We start from the raw sequence: 16,162 nt of genomic DNA, 5'->3' as shown, positions 1-16,162 counted from the left end.
TTCGGGGGATAAACGACTTTTTGTTTAACTTGCTTTATCCAAGTCCTTCTTAAACCGTGGTTTCTCTAAATAAGTTCCCAATCTCCACACATATTCCACAGGCCCCATTCGGTATTTCTGTAGCCAATAGGTACTAACGAATAATTGAATCGTATAAATTCCAATGGTTAAAAGAATACCGAAGAAATAGCCAATTTTACCGTATAAGCCAAATCCATATGCGTAAAAAATAGTTGTTGCGATAATAGATTGCGCTAAGTAATTACTAACCGACATTTTTCCCATGTTCGCCATGTATGTTAGTAAACGCGCTACCTTTTTGTAATGGAATAATAAAATAATCGTGCTTCCGTAAAAGAAGGTCATGGTTACTGGTGTAAGACTATCTTGTAACATAATTAAAATCGGATGCTTTACGAACATGGTTAAAATTTTGATTGTAAAAGAAAAAATACCAGTAATAAGCCAGATTTTTTTGACAGCAGGTATATGTTTATCAATCTCAAATAGCCATCCCTTTTTTCCTACGTACATGCCGAGTAAGAAGAGTGGAGACATAAAAATTAATGCGAAAATTGACAGGATAACTAATCCGAAGATACCGTTAATTCCCATGTAATCAAAAGGATTTTCAGTTAATCTAAAGTTGATATGATCCATATAGCTTCCAGTTTCATGAACTTTATGCTCTTTTTCAATATAAGGTGCGACATCATTGAATGTGTTTGATGTTGGTTCAGATTGATAAGATGCGAACATAATGAGTGCTAATAAAATGGATGCCCAAATGAGTAACGTTTTTGGTTTTCGATTGATGAACATCATTAAGAAAATCCCGACAATCCCGTAGGCAAATAAAATATCTCCCTCCCAAACAAAAGTGCCGTGAATGTAGCCTAGTAGTAAAAGAATGCTAATACGCCTTATATATGTAGGGAAAAACTTTTTTCCTTTTGCGATAATACTTTTTTGTAACAAAATAATGCTAAGCCCAAATAAAAAAGAGAATAGGGAAATAAAATTCTGTGTGCCGAAAAATTGAATAAACCAATTAGCACTTTCATCGAGTTTTCCGAAAATATAAGTGGGTTTTTCATTAGCGAATAACCCGAATTGAATTAATGTTATATTAACAAGTAAAATGCCAAATAAAGCGAAACCACGAATGGCGTCAACAAATTCTACACGTTGGTTCATTTTTTCTCTCCTCATATATTGTTTTATATTGAAAATAATACCATTTATTTACTGGTACTATTTCAAATACAAGGAAATTTAAGGTGATTTTAAGCTAGAGAGAAAATAAAAAAATCACCTTAATACATTCATTAAGGTGATTGAAATATTATTCAGCTGGTGGCGTAAATGTACGTTTCTCTAATTCAGCATCTAGCATAAATAATGCGTTTGAATCGCTTGTAATACGTTTTAATTTTTGGATGATGCTATCAAATGAAGCTTCTTCTTCTACTTGCTCGTCAACGAACCATTTTAAGAAGGTAATTGTTGCGTGTTCACGCTCATCCCAAGCGATATCAGATAAGTGATAAATGCGCTTCGTTACTTCACGCTCGTGCTCAAGTGCTACTTCAAAAGCATTCAATACAGACTCATATTCGTTATTAGGATGATCAAATCCAGTAATAATAGCGCGCTCGCCGCGGTCATTAATGTAGTTGTAAAGTTTCATTGCGTGGAAACGCTCTTCTTCAGCTTGTACAAGGAAAAAGTTAGCGAATCCATCGTAGCTTTCCGCTGTACAGTAAGCAGCCATTGCCATATAAGCGTGGGCAGAGTAAAATTCAAAATTCATTTGTTCATTTAGTGCGTCGTGCAATTTTTTAGATAACATAAAATCCCCCTTATTATTTTGACAAGAACATTATATCACAATTGATAATGTTCTCATTTAGATGTTTCGAATCTTTTTGAAAGCTTTGTAACGTGTGTTTCCATAATGTCTTGTAAATCCAAATCATATTTTTGTGAAAGAACAATAAGATTAGATAGTACATCACCAAGTTCTTCTTTTAGTTCTTGTTTTAGCTCTTCTTGTGTTTTCGTTTGTTCATCAGGGCGATCACGACCGATTTCAATTGCGCGAACAACGCGTGAAACTTCCCCAACTTCCTCAGTTAAGAAATTTAAGCGAATAAAGGAGTTGTACTGTGACCAGCTTCGTTTTTCGTAAAATTCCTCCACCCATCTTTGAAATGCGACGATATCCATTTCTTCCTCATCCCTTCAATATGTTGTACAATACTCATTGTATCATAACAATATATAGTTTCGGGGTGTAGGAATGAGAAAGATTTGTGTGTTTGCAGGTTCAAATTTAGGGGGAAGACCAGAATTTAAAGAGCAGGCAATAGAGTTAGGGAAAATGTTTGTTGAGAACGATTATGAGCTTGTATACGGCGGTTCATGCGTTGGATTAATGGGAGAAGTAGCAAACGAAGTTCTTCGTTTAGGTGGACGTGTAACAGGTGTTATGCCGCGTGGTTTATTCCGTGGTGAAATCGTTCATACAGGATTAACAGAATTAATTGAAGTAGAAACGATGCACGAACGTAAAGCAAAAATGGCAGAGCTTGCGGATGCTTTCATTGCATTACCAGGCGGATACGGAACATTTGAAGAGCTATTTGAAGTTGTATGTTGGTCACAAATTGGTATACATGATAAGCCAGTTGGTTTATTAAACATTAAAGACTTCTACGGACCAATTCTGCAAATGGTTGATCGCGCAGCTGAAGAAGGCTTTATGAACCCGTCGAATAAAGAGTTGATTGTTTCAGCTGAGACGGCAGCTAAATTAATTCATGAAATACAAAATTACGAGCGTCCTGTTTTGGGAACTAAGTGGAAGCAGTTATCATAGTACATTTTTATAGTGGATTTTGGAAACACATGTCTTTTTATCGCAAAAAGACATGTGTTTTTAATTTGGTTAAATATATTGATAGTGAGATGTGAAATCGTTCCAAGAGGGGAAGTAGATGGAGGTATGTTTTGCTGATTTAAAAAAGAACATCTGAATAAAAGGTGAGTAAGAAATTATTGAGTGATATAGAATTGTTCCGTTAAAGGGTCAGATTGTGGAAGATGGCGAATGTTTTTTATGAAGTTAATAGAGGTTTTTCTAATCGGAATCAGAATAAATTTTATAAATCTAATCCTTTGGGAATTTTTAAGCAGCTATGTATCATAATCTAATCAGTAAAATGAAAATTGGAGGAGAAATGAGCATGGGGCGTTCGGTATTAAAAATGTATAACTACCACTTATGGGCAAATGAAGTTATTTTAAATCGCTTAAAAGAACTACCGCAAGACATTTTCCATAAGGAAGTTAAGAGTGGTTTTTCTTCGGTGGCAAAAGTAATGTCTCACATATACCTCACAGATTTAGCCTGGCTTGAGATTATTTCTGGTAAAAGTATGAGTGATGCAATGGTACACACAGACCAATTGAAAGAACAGCTAGAAACAAAAAATATTGAGGAAATGGAAACTAGTTTTTATGAATTATCTAAACGATATAAAGAACTTTTAAGTAGTCAACAAGATTATGAAAAAGTGTTTGAGGTTGATAATCCGTATGCTGGGCTCCTGGATACGACGGTTTCTGAAACAATAATACACGTCGTCACCCACGGAGCATATCACCGTGGGAATATAGCCACAATGTTGCGGCAAATGGGGCATACCTCTGTTATGCAAGATTTTGGACTATTTCTATATTCAAAATGAATTCTTTTTATTTACCATAGAATATGGATTGTATGATGTTTTTGGGGACTGCTTTTATTAGTGGTTTAAGCTTAATTATGTATTAGAGAAAAAAGGCATTCCATATTATTTCGGAATGCCTTTATCATTTTGATTACTTTGTTTTTTATACAGGTACCAGCCACCCCAACCGCCACCAATAGCTACAACAACGAGGAAAGCATAGTCTTTAACCTCGACACGTATGTTGAAAATATTAGCTATAAGTAAGAGAATCCCAACTGTTATTAACGCAAAAAATGCTCTAATTAAGTAGTCTTTCAACTGAACCACTCCCGCCATTTAAGTAGTAAATGATGAATATGGAAAAGCTTTTTTGGATCTATTTTACTAAAGGGTGTTACCTATATTTTAACATAAAAGGGATTGTAATATATTGATAAAAGTAGTGGAGGGGAGTGCTATTATTGTCGTGATTTGTTGGTAAAGCGATATTCTTTGTCGAAACGTTGATATATCGTGAGTTGCGATCGATATAATTTTATGTATTATCAAGTGCGACCAATCAATAGAAAAAAGCGACTCTGAACGAGCCGCTTCCGCTTTAAGTGTTATCTAGCCCCAGCGGCTAGAATCTCCGGTCATTTCGCTCTCTCGCTCGAAGCAAAAAGCGCTTCAAGGTCGAGAGCTCCAATGTCCTGCGATTCTGAACGAGCCGCTTCCGCTTTTAGTTGATATCCAGCTCCAGCGGCTAGAATGTTCGGTGGCTTCGCTTTTTTCTGCGAGGCAAAGAGCGCCTCTACGTCAAAAGCTCCATCCCCCTCACATTCTGAGCGAGCCGCTTCCGCTTTTAATGATATCCAGCTCCAGCGGCTAGAATCTCCGGTCATTTCGCTCTCTCGCTCGAAGCAAAAAGCGCTTCAAGGTCGAGAGCTCCAATGTCCTGCGATTCTGAGCGAGCCGCTTCCGCTTTAAGTGATATCCAGCTCCAGCGGCTAGAATCTCCGGTCATTTCGCTCTCTCGCTCGAAGCAAAAAGCGCTTCAAGGTCGAGAGCTCCAATGTCCTGCGATTCTGAGCGAGCCGCTTCCGCTTTAAGTGATATCCAGCTCCAGCGGCTAGAATCTCCGGTCATTTCGCTCTCTCGCTCGAAGCAAAAAGCGCTTCAAGGTCGAGAGCTCCAATGTCCTGCGATTCTGAGCGAGCCGCTTCCGCTTTAAGTGATATCCAGCTCCAGCGGCTAGAATCTCCGGTCATTTCGCTCTCTCGCTCGAAGCAAAAAGCGCTTCAAGGTCGAGAGCTCCAATGTCCTGCGATTCTGAGCGAGCCGCTTCCGCTTTAAGTGGTATCCAGCTCCGGTGGCTAGCTCTTCGTGTCTAAGAACCTTCCACATAAGAAGGCAAAAAGCGCCTTCTATGTGAAAGAACCTTAGCCAGTCAGAGCTGAACGAGCCACCTCCGCTTTTAAATATATTATTGATTCAAGAATGCACGTAGCATCCAAGCGTGTTTTTCTAGTTCTGTGTAGATGCCTAGCAATAGGTCAGATGTCATTTCGTCGTCAGATTCTTGAGCGATTACCATGCCTTTTTTTAGTTCGACTAGCATCATTTCGTAGTCTTTCATGATTGCTTCGACCATCCCTTCTGCAGTTTCTCCGTAAGCTGCTTCTTGAATAGAAGATAGTTCTAAGTATTCTTTCATTGTTGCTACTGGTTTGCCGCCAATTGCTAAAATACGTTCTGCGATTTCATCGATGTGAGTAGCTGATTCTGTGTAAAGCTCTTCAAATTTTTCATGTAGTGTGAAGAATTGAGGTCCTTTTACGTACCAATGGAAGTTGTGTAGTTTTGTAAATAAAACGCTCCAGTTTGCTACTTGTTTGTTTAATGCTTCGATTACTTGTGTATTCATTATGATCAATCTCCTCTTGAGTTATTATTTTATATGAATTACTAATTTATAATTATTATAATCTAGTAATTTGTATAAATCAACCCTTTTGCTGGAATTAATTTGAACAAATTATGAACTGTTGTAAATAAAAAATCCCTATTACTATGAAGTAATAGGGATTTTTTATTATATAGCTCCAGCGGCTAGAATATTCGGTGGCTTCGCTTTTTCCTACGAGCCTCTTCCGCTTTTAGTTGTTATCCAACTTGTTTCTTCTCTTCTAAATCTTGCCCATCCCAACACTCTGTATTCTTTAAGCCAGGGATAGAACTTGCAATGAAAACAGGATCTTTTCCTTGTTTCTTTTGTTTTATATAGTCTACTAATGCCGCATAGGCGAACTTGCTAAGGAATGAGATGGCAATTAAGTTTGTAAATACCATTAGTCCCATAAAGAAATCAGCTAAACTCCAAACCGTTTGAAGGGCAGCGATAGATCCGAAGAACACCATTCCGACAACTGCAACACGATAAATCAGTAACCATGTTTTGCTTTCTTTAATGAATGCGATATTTGTTTCACCATAATAGTAGTTTCCTAGTAAAGAACTGAAAGCGAATAGGAAAATAATAATCGCTAAGAAAGTGCTTGCCCACGGTCCAATTTGTGAACTTAATGCTTGTTGTGTTAATTCAATACCTTCTAAATTAGATCCTTTGTAAAGTCCAGAACATAATACGATAAACGCTGTTGATGTACATACTAAGAATGTATCTACGAAAACACCTAATGCTTGAACAAGTCCTTGTTTTACAGGGTGAGATACATCTGATGTTGCTGCTGCATTAGGAGAGCTACCCATACCTGCTTCTGTCGCGAATAAACCGCGCTGAATTCCGAATTTGATTGCTGCTCCAATACCACCAGCGATAGCTTGGTCTAAACCAAATGCGCTGTTAAATATTTCTGTAAAAATGCTTGGTAACATAGTGAAGTTGTTAATTACGACAAAAACAGCTACGCCGATATAAATGATTGCCATTGGAGGAACAATCATTTCTGTAATACGTGAAATGCTCTTGATACCACCAAAAATAATAACTGCAACTAATAAAGCTAATAGAGCTCCTACGATCGTTCGCTCTAGTCCAAAAGCATTTTCAAATGCTATTGTTACCGTGTTTGCTTGTACAGAATTGAAAATTAATCCGTACGCAACTGTAATAAGAAGTGAAAACCAAACACCCATCCAGCGTTTGTTTAACCCTTTTTCCATGTAATACGCTGGTCCACCACGGAATCTGCTTCCATCTTTTACTTTATAAATTTGCGCGAGCGTACATTCTACGAAACTAGTAGCTGCTCCAAGGATAGCGATAAACCACATCCAAAATATTGCGCCAGGTCCACCCATTGAAATGGCTAATGCTACACCAGCTAAGTTTCCGATACCGATACGTGCCGCTGCACTTAAGCAAAATGCTTGGAATGGAGAGATGCTATCTTTCTTTTTTTCTTTTCGATTAAATCCTTTACTAATTAAACTGACCATCTCACGGAAATGAGTAATTTGGACAAATTTTAATTTGAAAGAGAAATAAAGACCGAAGCCGATTAACATTGCAATAAGAATATATGACCATAAAATATTATTCGTTACCTCAAGGAATCTGCTAAAGATATCAACCATATAATACACTTCCTTTTTTTCATAATAAGAAAATTATATGCAAAAAATATACCAGAATCAATTTTTCTAAAAAATCATGTTACTTAAACGTGCTTTGTGTTATGATTATGTTACATCGTAATATTTTTAGAATTATTTACATTTTAAAAAACTAAATTTAAAGCGAAAAAGAGGGGATAATTTGAAAGAAGAATCTTTATTGAAAGTAAGTCTTAAGAGTTTGAAAATAAGAAGTAATTTATTTTTTATCATTACATCTTTAAGTATCTTTTTAGGAGCCACTTATTATTACAATAAAAGATTTCCAAGTCATAGGTATCCTGAATGGTTAGAATTTCTAAAATTGATTGGATGAACAAAAGACAGAAAAACAGAAAATTAAAATAAAGAAGTTATGGAGGAGCTAAATATGAATATTAGAGAAAGTGAACTTCCGGGTATTGGTTATAAATTTCAAATCGTTACGAAAGGTAACGAAAAGATGGTGATCGTCATTCATGATGATGGGCGTAGAGAAATGTATCATTTTGATTCAGATCATGAAGAAAGCATCTCAAGTATTTCATTACGTGACTCAGAGGCGAGACAAATTGCAGCAATATTAGGTGGAATGGTATACAAACCTAGAGCATTAGAAAATGTTGAGATGGTCTTTGAAGGTTTAGCAATTGAGTGGTTTAAAGTGGAGAATGCAGCTCCGGCAATCGGAAAAACAATTGGCGACCTTGAAATAAGAAAAACATATAGCGTAACGATAATTGCAGTTATGAAAAAGAATATGAAAAAGCTATTTAATCCAGGTCCAGACACGGTGATTGAAGAAGGAGATATGCTTGTAGTTTCTGGTGAGAGAGAAGAAATTAAAAAGATTATTAATGAATTACTTTCGAATAGGGGGACTGACTAGATGGATACTTTAATTTTTGAAGTTGGTACAGCTTTAGTTTTAGTAGCAATTGCGGCGGTAATTGCTGGAAAGTTTAAATTCTCAGTAATTCCTTTTCTAATCGTTCTTGGCATGTTAGTAGGTCCGCACGCGCCGACAATAGGTGTTATCGATCTCAAATTTATTGAAAGTGCAAGTGTGATATCCTTCCTTGGAAGGATTGGTGTTCTGTTCCTTCTTTTCTATCTGGGATTAGAGTTTTCGATGAAAAAACTAATTAAATCTGGACGTTCTATCGCGATTGGCGGAACAATCTATATTTTGATTAACTTTTCACTAGGATTATTATACGGATTTATAATGGGATTCCCGTTACTCGAAATCTTAATTATTGCGGGTATTATTACGATTTCTTCTAGTGCTATCGTTGCAAAGGTATTAGTTGATTTAAGAAGAACTGGTAATAATGAAACCGAATTAATTTTAGGAATTATTATGTTTGAAGATATATTCCTTGCTGTATATTTATCAGTAGTTTCTGGCTTAGTTCTTGGGGATCACGCTTCCTTCTTAGGTGCCCTTACTTCAATTGGAATTGCTTTAGGATATATGCTTCTATTCTTTATTGTGGCTAGAAAAGCAACGCCGTTATTAAATAGATTGCTCAATATTAGTTCAGATGAAATTTTTATTATTGTGGTATTTGCTTCGTTGTTCTTTATTGCAGGTTTTTCAGAAACAATTCACGTTGCAGAAGCAATCGGGGCACTTCTTTTAGGGTTAGTTTTCTCTGAGACAGAGCATAGTGATCGAATTGAACATCTTGTTGTCCCATTTAGAGACTTCTTCGGAGCTATCTTCTTCTTCAGTTTCGGATTAAGTATCGATCCGTTTTCATTGGGCGGAGCAATATGGTTAACGTTAGGTGCTGTACTTCTGACGATAATCGGAAACTTTGTAGCAGGGATGATTGCAGGAAGACAAGCTGGATTATCTCATAAAGCATCAACAAATATTGGATTAACAATCGTTTCAAGGGGAGAATTCTCAATCATTATGGCTAATATCGGTATCGCGGGTGGGTTAATGTCGGTATTGAAACCATTCTCAGCACTATACGTGCTTATACTATCGATCTTAGGTCCACTTCTGACGAAAGAGTCAAAGAATGTATATAAATTTTTAAATAAAATCTTTAAGTGGGATACGAAGACTAGATAAATTTTGAAAAAATAAAAGTACAAGATATTTACTGCTTGTACTTTTATTTTTTGCAATGAAAACAGTAAAGAGAGGTAAATGATGTTAGGAGAGTTGATTCATTCAGTTTTAGTTTTTCTAGAAGGACTTGGTTATTGGGGAATTATGCTGGGATTAATGATAGAGGTTATCCCAAGTGAAATCGTATTATCTTATGCAGGTTATTTAGTATCAACAGGAAGCATTACATTTTGGGGGGCTGTCGCGTTCGGTACAATTGGTGGTGTAATCGCACAACTATTCATTTATTGGATCGGTCGATACGGAGGAAGACCTGTTCTTGAGCGATATGGAAAATATATTTTGATTCAGAAGAAACATATTGATTATGCTGAAGCGTGGTTTAATCGTTATGGAACTGGTGTTATTTTTACAGCGCGTTTTATTCCTGTTGTGCGTCATGCTATTTCGATACCAGCGGGTATTGCGAAAATGTCACATGCTAAGTTTATTACGCTAACTACACTAGCTGTTATTCCATGGTCAATTGTATTTGTATATTTAGGTTTTAAATTAGGAACAGAGTGGGAAAGTATTAATAAAGTAGCTGGGCCATATGTGAAATACTTTGCACTTGCTGCTATTGTTTGTGCAATTGGTTATTTTATATTAAAAAAAATGATGAAAAAAAAGTGATTACGGAAAAAGAATCTATGCTGACATAGATTCTTTTTTATTGTCATTTTTTAAAGGATGAAAGTGTATGTTTAATATTTACCATATTGTGGCATATATATAGGAAAAGGGAGTTTAGGAAGGGGATTATTGAGAAATGGAACTCCAGTTTCAAAATGTATATCAACAAGTTGAGAATTGGTATGTGTTGGATTCGGAGCTTCCTTGGGATGTCAAAAAGTTAAGAAATGATTTGTTTTCTCTTATTGAAGTAAGTGCAACGCCAGTTATTTTTTGTGATACGTGTGATGCGAATCATGTACTTTTATCATTAGGAGAAGAAGAAGAGGAGTTTTTATTCCCAGTAGGTGGTTTTTATCATAAAGAAAAACAATTAATTTTCATTTGTATGTGGGAAGAGTATGAGCAAGTGCTCAAAACGCTATTGCATGAATTCAGGCATGCGATGCAGCATAAGGACGATGTACTATATGTTGGAAATGAACTATACGAAGAAAGATGGATCGAGAAAGATGCGAGGCATTTCGCGGAGAGGAAGCTAGATGAATATAAAAATAGAAATTTAATCTGAAGCATAGTGGAGGAAAATCACTGTGCTTTTATTTATTGCTAATTAAAAATAAGTAGTTGACCTTTAATAAGTTTAGTTCTAAACTAATAGTATCAAATGAGCGAGGTGATGGAATGAAAGCTGGGGAAAGACTTGGAGTACTATTATGGTTTCGTTTATCACGCTTTTATAATAGAAGTATTCGTGAGACGAATCAGCATTTGAAAAAGTGGAATGTATCTGCCGCTCAGTTTGATGTATTAGTTCAAATTGGAGGAAACGATCGTTTAACGCAGCAAGAACTTGGAAATAAGTTGTTTGTTACGAAAGGAAATATTACTCAACTTTTAAATAAGATGGAGCAACTAGATTGGATTCAGCGTGAACAAGAAGGCACTACGAAATATATTTCATTAACAGAAAAGGGAAAGGTTCTATATGAAGAAATAGTCCCGCCGCAAGAAACATTTCAAGCAGAGCAATTTGATAAGTTAAATAGAGAAGAACAAAAACAATTATTAGAATTGCTGAAGAAGTTGCAGTGATAAAATTAAAAATAAATATCTCGATTTCGAGATAATATGAGGTGAAGGATATGTTTAGAAAAGTTGATCATAAAAATATGGGAAGAGCAAATCACGGTTGGTTAAATACACATTTTCATTTTTCCTTTGCAAATTATTATAATCCAAACAACATGAATTTTGGAGCAGTACGTGTTATGAATGATGATTTAATAGCGCCACAAACTGGTTTTGATATGCATCCGCACCGTGATATGGAGATTATCTCTTACGTTATAGATGGTGAATTAACACATGAAGATAGTATGGGGAACCGCGGGACAATTGAGCGTGGGCATGTTCAATATATGAGTGCAGGTACTGGTGTATTTCACAGTGAGCATAACTTAGGAAGTGAAACATTACGTTTATTGCAAATTTGGATTTTACCAGACCGCGACGGTCATAAACCAAACTATGGTGAGTTTAAATTTGATTGGAGTAAACGTGAAAATGAGTGGTTCCATATGGTATCTCCTTCTGATGGAGATGCACCAATTCATATTCACCAAGATGCAAATTTATATTCTTTATCATTAGAAGCTGGTAAAGAAATTCATTTCCCTGTTAAAGAAGGACGTCAATTGTACATTGTACAAATTGAAGGTAGCAGCGTTGTAAACGGTGAAACACTCGTAATGCGTGATGCAGCGGAGGCTGTAGAAGAATATATTCGCATTCAAGCGAAAGAGAAGTCTCACTATTTAGCAATTGAAATGAAAATGCAATAAAGTGAGGCTTTAATCAGTGGTGGCTTTCCAGCATATAAATAGCGGAATGAAAAGTTATAGGAAAGAGGACATCGTTTTTCGATGTCCTCTTTTTGGTGAGTTTAATTATCAGAAAAAACTTTCTCAATTTTTGAGAGCAGGTATTAGAGAGATTATTCAGAATATTTATAAAGGTGTTAAAAACTTTTAGGGAAATGGGGAGTGTTAGATTGAAAAAGCAAGTAATTTCATCAGCATTAGCATTAACTGTTATCGCAAGTGGGTTTGGGGCATTTGGAGCAACTACGACGAAAGCAGAAGAGCAAAAAATCCAGTATCACCAAGAGTTTAAAACACCAGCTTACATAGGTGAAGAATGGAAAGCGCCGGAAGGACTAGATAAAAAAGAGACGGTCTTTCAATATTTAGAGAGTAAAAAAGATATGTTTAAACTAGCAGGAAATATTGACAAACATTTCAATATCGTTGGTGAAGAAAAAGATGCTGAGTCTGGTACAACACATGTGAAGTTAGTTGAGAAGCATAATAACATTCCTGTGTATGGTTCAGATCAAACAGTTACGCTTGATAAAGAGAACAATGTAAAAGCATTTTTCGGACAAGTTATTCCGAGTTTAGATGATAAAAATATTCCTACATCTGCAAGTATTAGTGCGGAACAAGCAGAAACGATTGCAAAAGCTAATATTGAGAAAGAAATTGGTAAAGTAAAGAATTATGATGGTGTGAAAAAAGATTTATATGTGTATGAAAAAGATGGTCAATACTATCTTGCATATCTTGTAAAAGCGTCGGTTTCGAAACCAGCTCCAGGATATTGGCATTACTTTGTTGATGCAACAAATGGAAATGTTATTGAGAAATATAATGCTGTAGATAACATTACTGGATTTGGTTACGGAGTATTAGGTGCTAGACAATCATTTGAAATTGCTCAAGATACGAAAACAGGAGCGTTCAACTTATTTGATGGTACACGAGGACAAGGTGTCCATACATTTGATGCAGAGAATATGAACGAAGACTGGTTTAATTTATTCTCACAAATTCTTGGATATACAGGAGAAGAAATTGGAAGTAAATCTAAGTTCTTCGAAGATAAAGCGGCAGTTGATGCGCATGTGAATGCAGGAAAAGTATATGATTATTATAAAAAGACATTTAACCGTAACTCTTTCGATGATAAAGGTGCAAAACTTATTTCTGCTGTTCACGTAGGTGAATCTTGGAATAACGCAGCGTGGAACGGTGTACAAATGATGTATGGTGATGGAGATGGTAAGACATTTATTCCATTATCAGCTGGGCTAGATGTTATTGGCCACGAATTAACGCATGCTGTAACTGAACATACAGCAAACCTTGTATATAAAAATGAATCAGGAGCGTTAAATGAATCGTTATCTGATATTATGGGCGTCATGGTTGAGAAGAAGAGCTGGGATTTAGGTGCTGATATTTATACACCTGGTAAACCTGGAGATGCACTTCGTTCTCTAAAGGATCCAGCATCTATTCCAAACCCATTAAAACCAGGTGAAGGTTACCCAGATCACTATAATAAACGTTATACTGGAACAGCTGATAATGGCGGCGTTCATATTAACAGTAGTATTAATAATAAGGCGGCGTATTTAGTGTCTGAGGGCGGCACGCATTACAATGTGAAAGTAACTGGAGTGGGCCGTGAAGCGACAGAAAAAATTTACTATCGTGCTCTTACAAAATATTTAACTGCAAACTCTGATTTCAAAATGATGCGTCAAGCTGCACTTCAATCAGCAGAAGATTTATTCGGTAAAAACTCTAAAGAGGTACAAGCTGTAACGAAAGCTTATGACGCTGTAGGAGTAAAATAATAAGAGAAAAAAGACCTGACTGGATTGTCAGGTCTTTTCCTTATTTAGTCACGAATACCTAATGCGATTTTCGCCATACGCGACATACGTTCTTTTGTCCATGGCGGATTCCATACAACGTTTACTTCTATTTCATTTACTTCAGGTACGTTCGTTGATAATACTTTTTTAACGTCTGATACGATTTGGCCAGCCATTGGACAACCGATAGAAGTCATCGTCATTGTAATGACAGCATTATTATTTTCATCCGCTGTAACGTCATAAACTAATCCGAGATTGATAATATCAACACCTAGCTCAGGGTCAATAACAGCTTCTAAGTTTGCATATAACTTTTCTTCAAATGCTTGTTGTGACATGTGTAGCACCCCCTAAATATTAATGATATCGGTTCTCATTATAACGGATATGCGGGATAAGTGCAGGAAATGAGCTCAAAAAAATATTCCTCCCTGAGAGAGGAATATTTTTTTGAAAAGCTATTCAGTTTTAAAATGAGATACAAGCTGATCTAATTCTTCAACTGTTTGTTTCATTTGTTTTGCAGTGAGAGTCATTTCATTCATCACGATGACTTTCTGTTCAGCAGATTGTGCCGTTGCGGCTGTTTCACTAGATACTTCATTTGAAATAGAAGCGATGTTATTAAGTGAAGCGTTCATTTCTTCAGCGCTTGCAGCCATTTCTTCAGCAGTTGCTGATATGTCTTGCATTTGAGTTGATACTTTATTTACTTGTTCAACAATTGTTGTGAAAGAAGTACCAGCCTCACGAACGACAGTAATGCCTTCAAATGCTTCAGAGCGGCCTTGAGACATCATAGAGCTAGCAGTTTCCGTATCATTTTGAATTTGATGAAGCAATTGGTTAATATCTTTTGCCGCTGTTTTTGATTGTTCCGCAAGTTTACGAACTTCATCAGCTACGACAGCAAATCCTTTTCCTTGTTCACCAGCACGAGCCGCTTCAATAGAAGCATTTAAAGCAAGTAGATTCGTTTGCTCAGCGATATTAGAAATAGATTGTACAGCCGTATCAATATATTTCGTATGGGTGATTAGACGTTCGACTACTTCTGATGTAGCATTTACAGCTTCATGTATCGTTGTCATTTGTGAAACAGATTTTTGGATAACAGTACTTCCGTCGTTAGCGTGTTCATATGTAGCTACAGCAAGTTCGGCTACAGATGAAGCAGATTCAGCGATACGCTGAACACTTATTGCCATATCATCCATCGCAGTCGAGCTTTCTTCCATACTAGAAGTTTGCGATTGAATACTTGAATTTAAGTTGGACATCGAGCTTTGAACTCTTATTGTTGCCTCGCGTGATGTATTAGTCTTTTCTAGCATATTTTCAGAAGCTGTTTGTACTTCTACAGATGTTTTTTGAACACGATTAATGATATGCTGCAAGTTTTCTAACATTTTATTAAATGATGTAGCAATAGCACCGATTTCATCATTGCTATTTACTTGTAGACGGGCTGTTAAGTCGCCTTCTTGAGAGGCTAATTCTTTTAGTTTAGTATCAATTTGTTGAATTGGTTTTACAAGCTTACCAGAGAACCACCATGCAAGAATAATTGCAGTTACAATACAAATAACAAGTGATAAGAAGACAACATATTCAATTCGTAGTGAAGATTGATCGATTTTTTCAATAGATTGTTCACGTAATTTAGCTTGTTCATTAGTGTAATTTGTGAAATCACCGATTACTTTATAAACAGTGCCATTCTCTGTAGAAGCTACTTGTAAAGCTTCTTCCCATTTTTGTTCTTTTGCAAGAGTGAATACTTTCTCTTCAATGAACTTTCTCCAAGTGGATCCTAATTCCATTGTGCTTTTCACGGACTGAGAAGTGTTAGGGTTAGAAAGAAGTTGCCCTTTTGTATCTTCAAGACGTTTACTCATCTCATTAAACTTGTCTAATTCGACTTGATCATGTTGTAGTAAATAACCTCTTAAAGCAGAAAGTTGTACTTGATAAGCGTCTCCGCGCTCTTTCAATTCTGTTGCAAGAGGAGAAATTTCTTTTTGTAATGTTTCAGCTTTATGAGACTGATCCATGGTAAAGAATAAAATAAAAGCTAAGGCGATGCCGAATAAAGCGCAAATCATTCCCATCATGAACATTAGTTTTTTTCGAATGCTAATAAAATTCATATGATAAAAATCCTCCTTGTAAAATCTTAGTATTAGAATTAATTAATTAATGTAAAAAATTGAAAGAAAGCTTTACTCCATCTGGAATAAAGCTTTCTTCTTTCCTTTAGGAATTATAGCAGACAGAATGGGAGATAGAAAGAGATATTTTAGCGTGAAAAAAGAGAGACTCTAAATCGCTCTTTCT

At 36.1% G+C, this 16,162-nt stretch carries 17 protein-coding genes; 9 read left to right on the top strand and 8 right to left on the bottom strand.

Going from position 1 to position 16,162, the window contains the following annotated elements:
* Positions 1-24 precede the first annotated feature (24 nt).
* From LCF45_RS24950 to LCF45_RS24940, 3 genes are all read right to left on the bottom strand, one after another.
* Positions 25-1,197, bottom strand: a complete 1,173-nt coding sequence (locus tag LCF45_RS24950) for a DUF418 domain-containing protein (protein WP_078206612.1) — start codon at positions 1,195-1,197, stop codon at positions 25-27.
* Between the two features lie 148 nt (positions 1,198-1,345).
* Positions 1,346-1,852 (bottom strand): ferritin, encoded by a 507-nt coding sequence (locus tag LCF45_RS24945; protein WP_002015996.1) that lies wholly within the window; start codon positions 1,850-1,852, stop codon positions 1,346-1,348.
* 53 nt (positions 1,853-1,905) lie between these two features.
* On the bottom strand, positions 1,906-2,229 hold the full coding sequence (locus LCF45_RS24940; RefSeq protein ID WP_002089472.1) for a MazG nucleotide pyrophosphohydrolase domain-containing protein: 324 nt from the start codon (positions 2,227-2,229) through the stop codon (positions 1,906-1,908).
* 88 nt (positions 2,230-2,317) lie between these two features.
* Between LCF45_RS24940 and LCF45_RS24935 the strand changes: the two genes are divergently transcribed.
* Together LCF45_RS24935 and LCF45_RS24930 are read left to right on the top strand one after the other, a co-directional pair.
* Entirely contained in the window at positions 2,318-2,881 is a 564-nt protein-coding gene (locus LCF45_RS24935) for an LOG family protein (RefSeq protein WP_002089471.1), read from the top strand.
* A 367-nt stretch (positions 2,882-3,248) separates the two neighbouring features.
* A complete protein-coding gene (locus tag LCF45_RS24930) occupies positions 3,249-3,752 on the top strand; it encodes a DinB family protein (protein ID WP_002131303.1) in 504 nt (167 codons plus the stop codon).
* A gap of 105 nt (positions 3,753-3,857) precedes the next feature.
* Here the strand turns inward: LCF45_RS24930 and LCF45_RS24925 are convergent, their stop codons facing one another.
* The 3 genes from LCF45_RS24925 to LCF45_RS24915 all read right to left on the bottom strand — a co-directional run bounded on the left by LCF45_RS24925 (position 3,858) and on the right by LCF45_RS24915 (position 7,316).
* The gene (locus LCF45_RS24925; protein WP_000656312.1) at positions 3,858-4,055 is read right to left on the bottom strand and encodes a hypothetical protein; all 198 of its coding nucleotides are present in this window, start codon (positions 4,053-4,055) and stop codon (positions 3,858-3,860) included.
* 1,147 nt (positions 4,056-5,202) lie between these two features.
* Positions 5,203-5,643 (bottom strand): Dps family protein, encoded by a 441-nt coding sequence (locus LCF45_RS24920; RefSeq protein ID WP_002015990.1) that lies wholly within the window; start codon positions 5,641-5,643, stop codon positions 5,203-5,205.
* A gap of 239 nt (positions 5,644-5,882) precedes the next feature.
* Complete coding sequence (locus LCF45_RS24915; protein WP_002129834.1) at positions 5,883-7,316, bottom strand: alanine/glycine:cation symporter family protein; 1,434 nt, start codon at positions 7,314-7,316, stop codon at positions 5,883-5,885.
* Between the two features lie 409 nt (positions 7,317-7,725).
* Here LCF45_RS24915 and LCF45_RS24910 point away from each other — a divergent pair, with 409 nt between their 5' ends.
* From LCF45_RS24910 to LCF45_RS24880, 7 genes are all read left to right on the top strand, one after another.
* A complete protein-coding gene (locus LCF45_RS24910; RefSeq protein WP_001026068.1) occupies positions 7,726-8,223 on the top strand; it encodes a cation:proton antiporter regulatory subunit in 498 nt (165 codons plus the stop codon).
* Entirely contained in the window at positions 8,224-9,423 is a 1,200-nt protein-coding gene (locus LCF45_RS24905) for a cation:proton antiporter (RefSeq protein ID WP_002129832.1), read from the top strand.
* 81 nt (positions 9,424-9,504) lie between these two features.
* Positions 9,505-10,098, top strand: a complete 594-nt coding sequence (locus LCF45_RS24900; protein WP_000900199.1) for an undecaprenyl phosphate transporter UptA — start codon at positions 9,505-9,507, stop codon at positions 10,096-10,098.
* Between the two features lie 136 nt (positions 10,099-10,234).
* Positions 10,235-10,669 (top strand): DUF3920 family protein, encoded by a 435-nt coding sequence (locus LCF45_RS24895; protein ID WP_263894350.1) that lies wholly within the window; start codon positions 10,235-10,237, stop codon positions 10,667-10,669.
* A 113-nt stretch (positions 10,670-10,782) separates the two neighbouring features.
* On the top strand, positions 10,783-11,193 hold the full coding sequence (locus LCF45_RS24890) for a MarR family winged helix-turn-helix transcriptional regulator (protein WP_088044965.1): 411 nt from the start codon (positions 10,783-10,785) through the stop codon (positions 11,191-11,193).
* A 50-nt stretch (positions 11,194-11,243) separates the two neighbouring features.
* Positions 11,244-11,942, top strand: coding sequence for a pirin family protein (locus LCF45_RS24885; RefSeq protein WP_033730855.1), 699 nt, complete (start codon positions 11,244-11,246; stop codon positions 11,940-11,942).
* Positions 11,943-12,151: 209 nt separating this feature from the next.
* On the top strand, positions 12,152-13,801 hold the full coding sequence (locus tag LCF45_RS24880; protein WP_002129824.1) for a M4 family metallopeptidase: 1,650 nt from the start codon (positions 12,152-12,154) through the stop codon (positions 13,799-13,801).
* Positions 13,802-13,845: 44 nt separating this feature from the next.
* Here the strand turns inward: LCF45_RS24880 and LCF45_RS24875 are convergent, their stop codons facing one another.
* On the bottom strand, positions 13,846-14,163 hold the full coding sequence (locus LCF45_RS24875) for a metal-sulfur cluster assembly factor (protein ID WP_000082522.1): 318 nt from the start codon (positions 14,161-14,163) through the stop codon (positions 13,846-13,848).
* Positions 14,164-14,283: 120 nt separating this feature from the next.
* Positions 14,284-15,975, bottom strand: coding sequence for a methyl-accepting chemotaxis protein (locus LCF45_RS24870; RefSeq protein WP_002129823.1), 1,692 nt, complete (start codon positions 15,973-15,975; stop codon positions 14,284-14,286).
* Between the last annotated feature and the right edge of the window lie 187 nt (positions 15,976-16,162).

This window comes from Bacillus sp. 41-22 (genome assembly GCF_025809295.1).
GTDB classification, from domain to species: domain Bacteria; phylum Bacillota; class Bacilli; order Bacillales; family Bacillaceae_G; genus Bacillus_A; species Bacillus_A mycoides.
The sequence above is the reverse complement of the archived record's forward strand: the minus strand, read 5'-3'. Positions and strand labels throughout refer to the sequence as shown.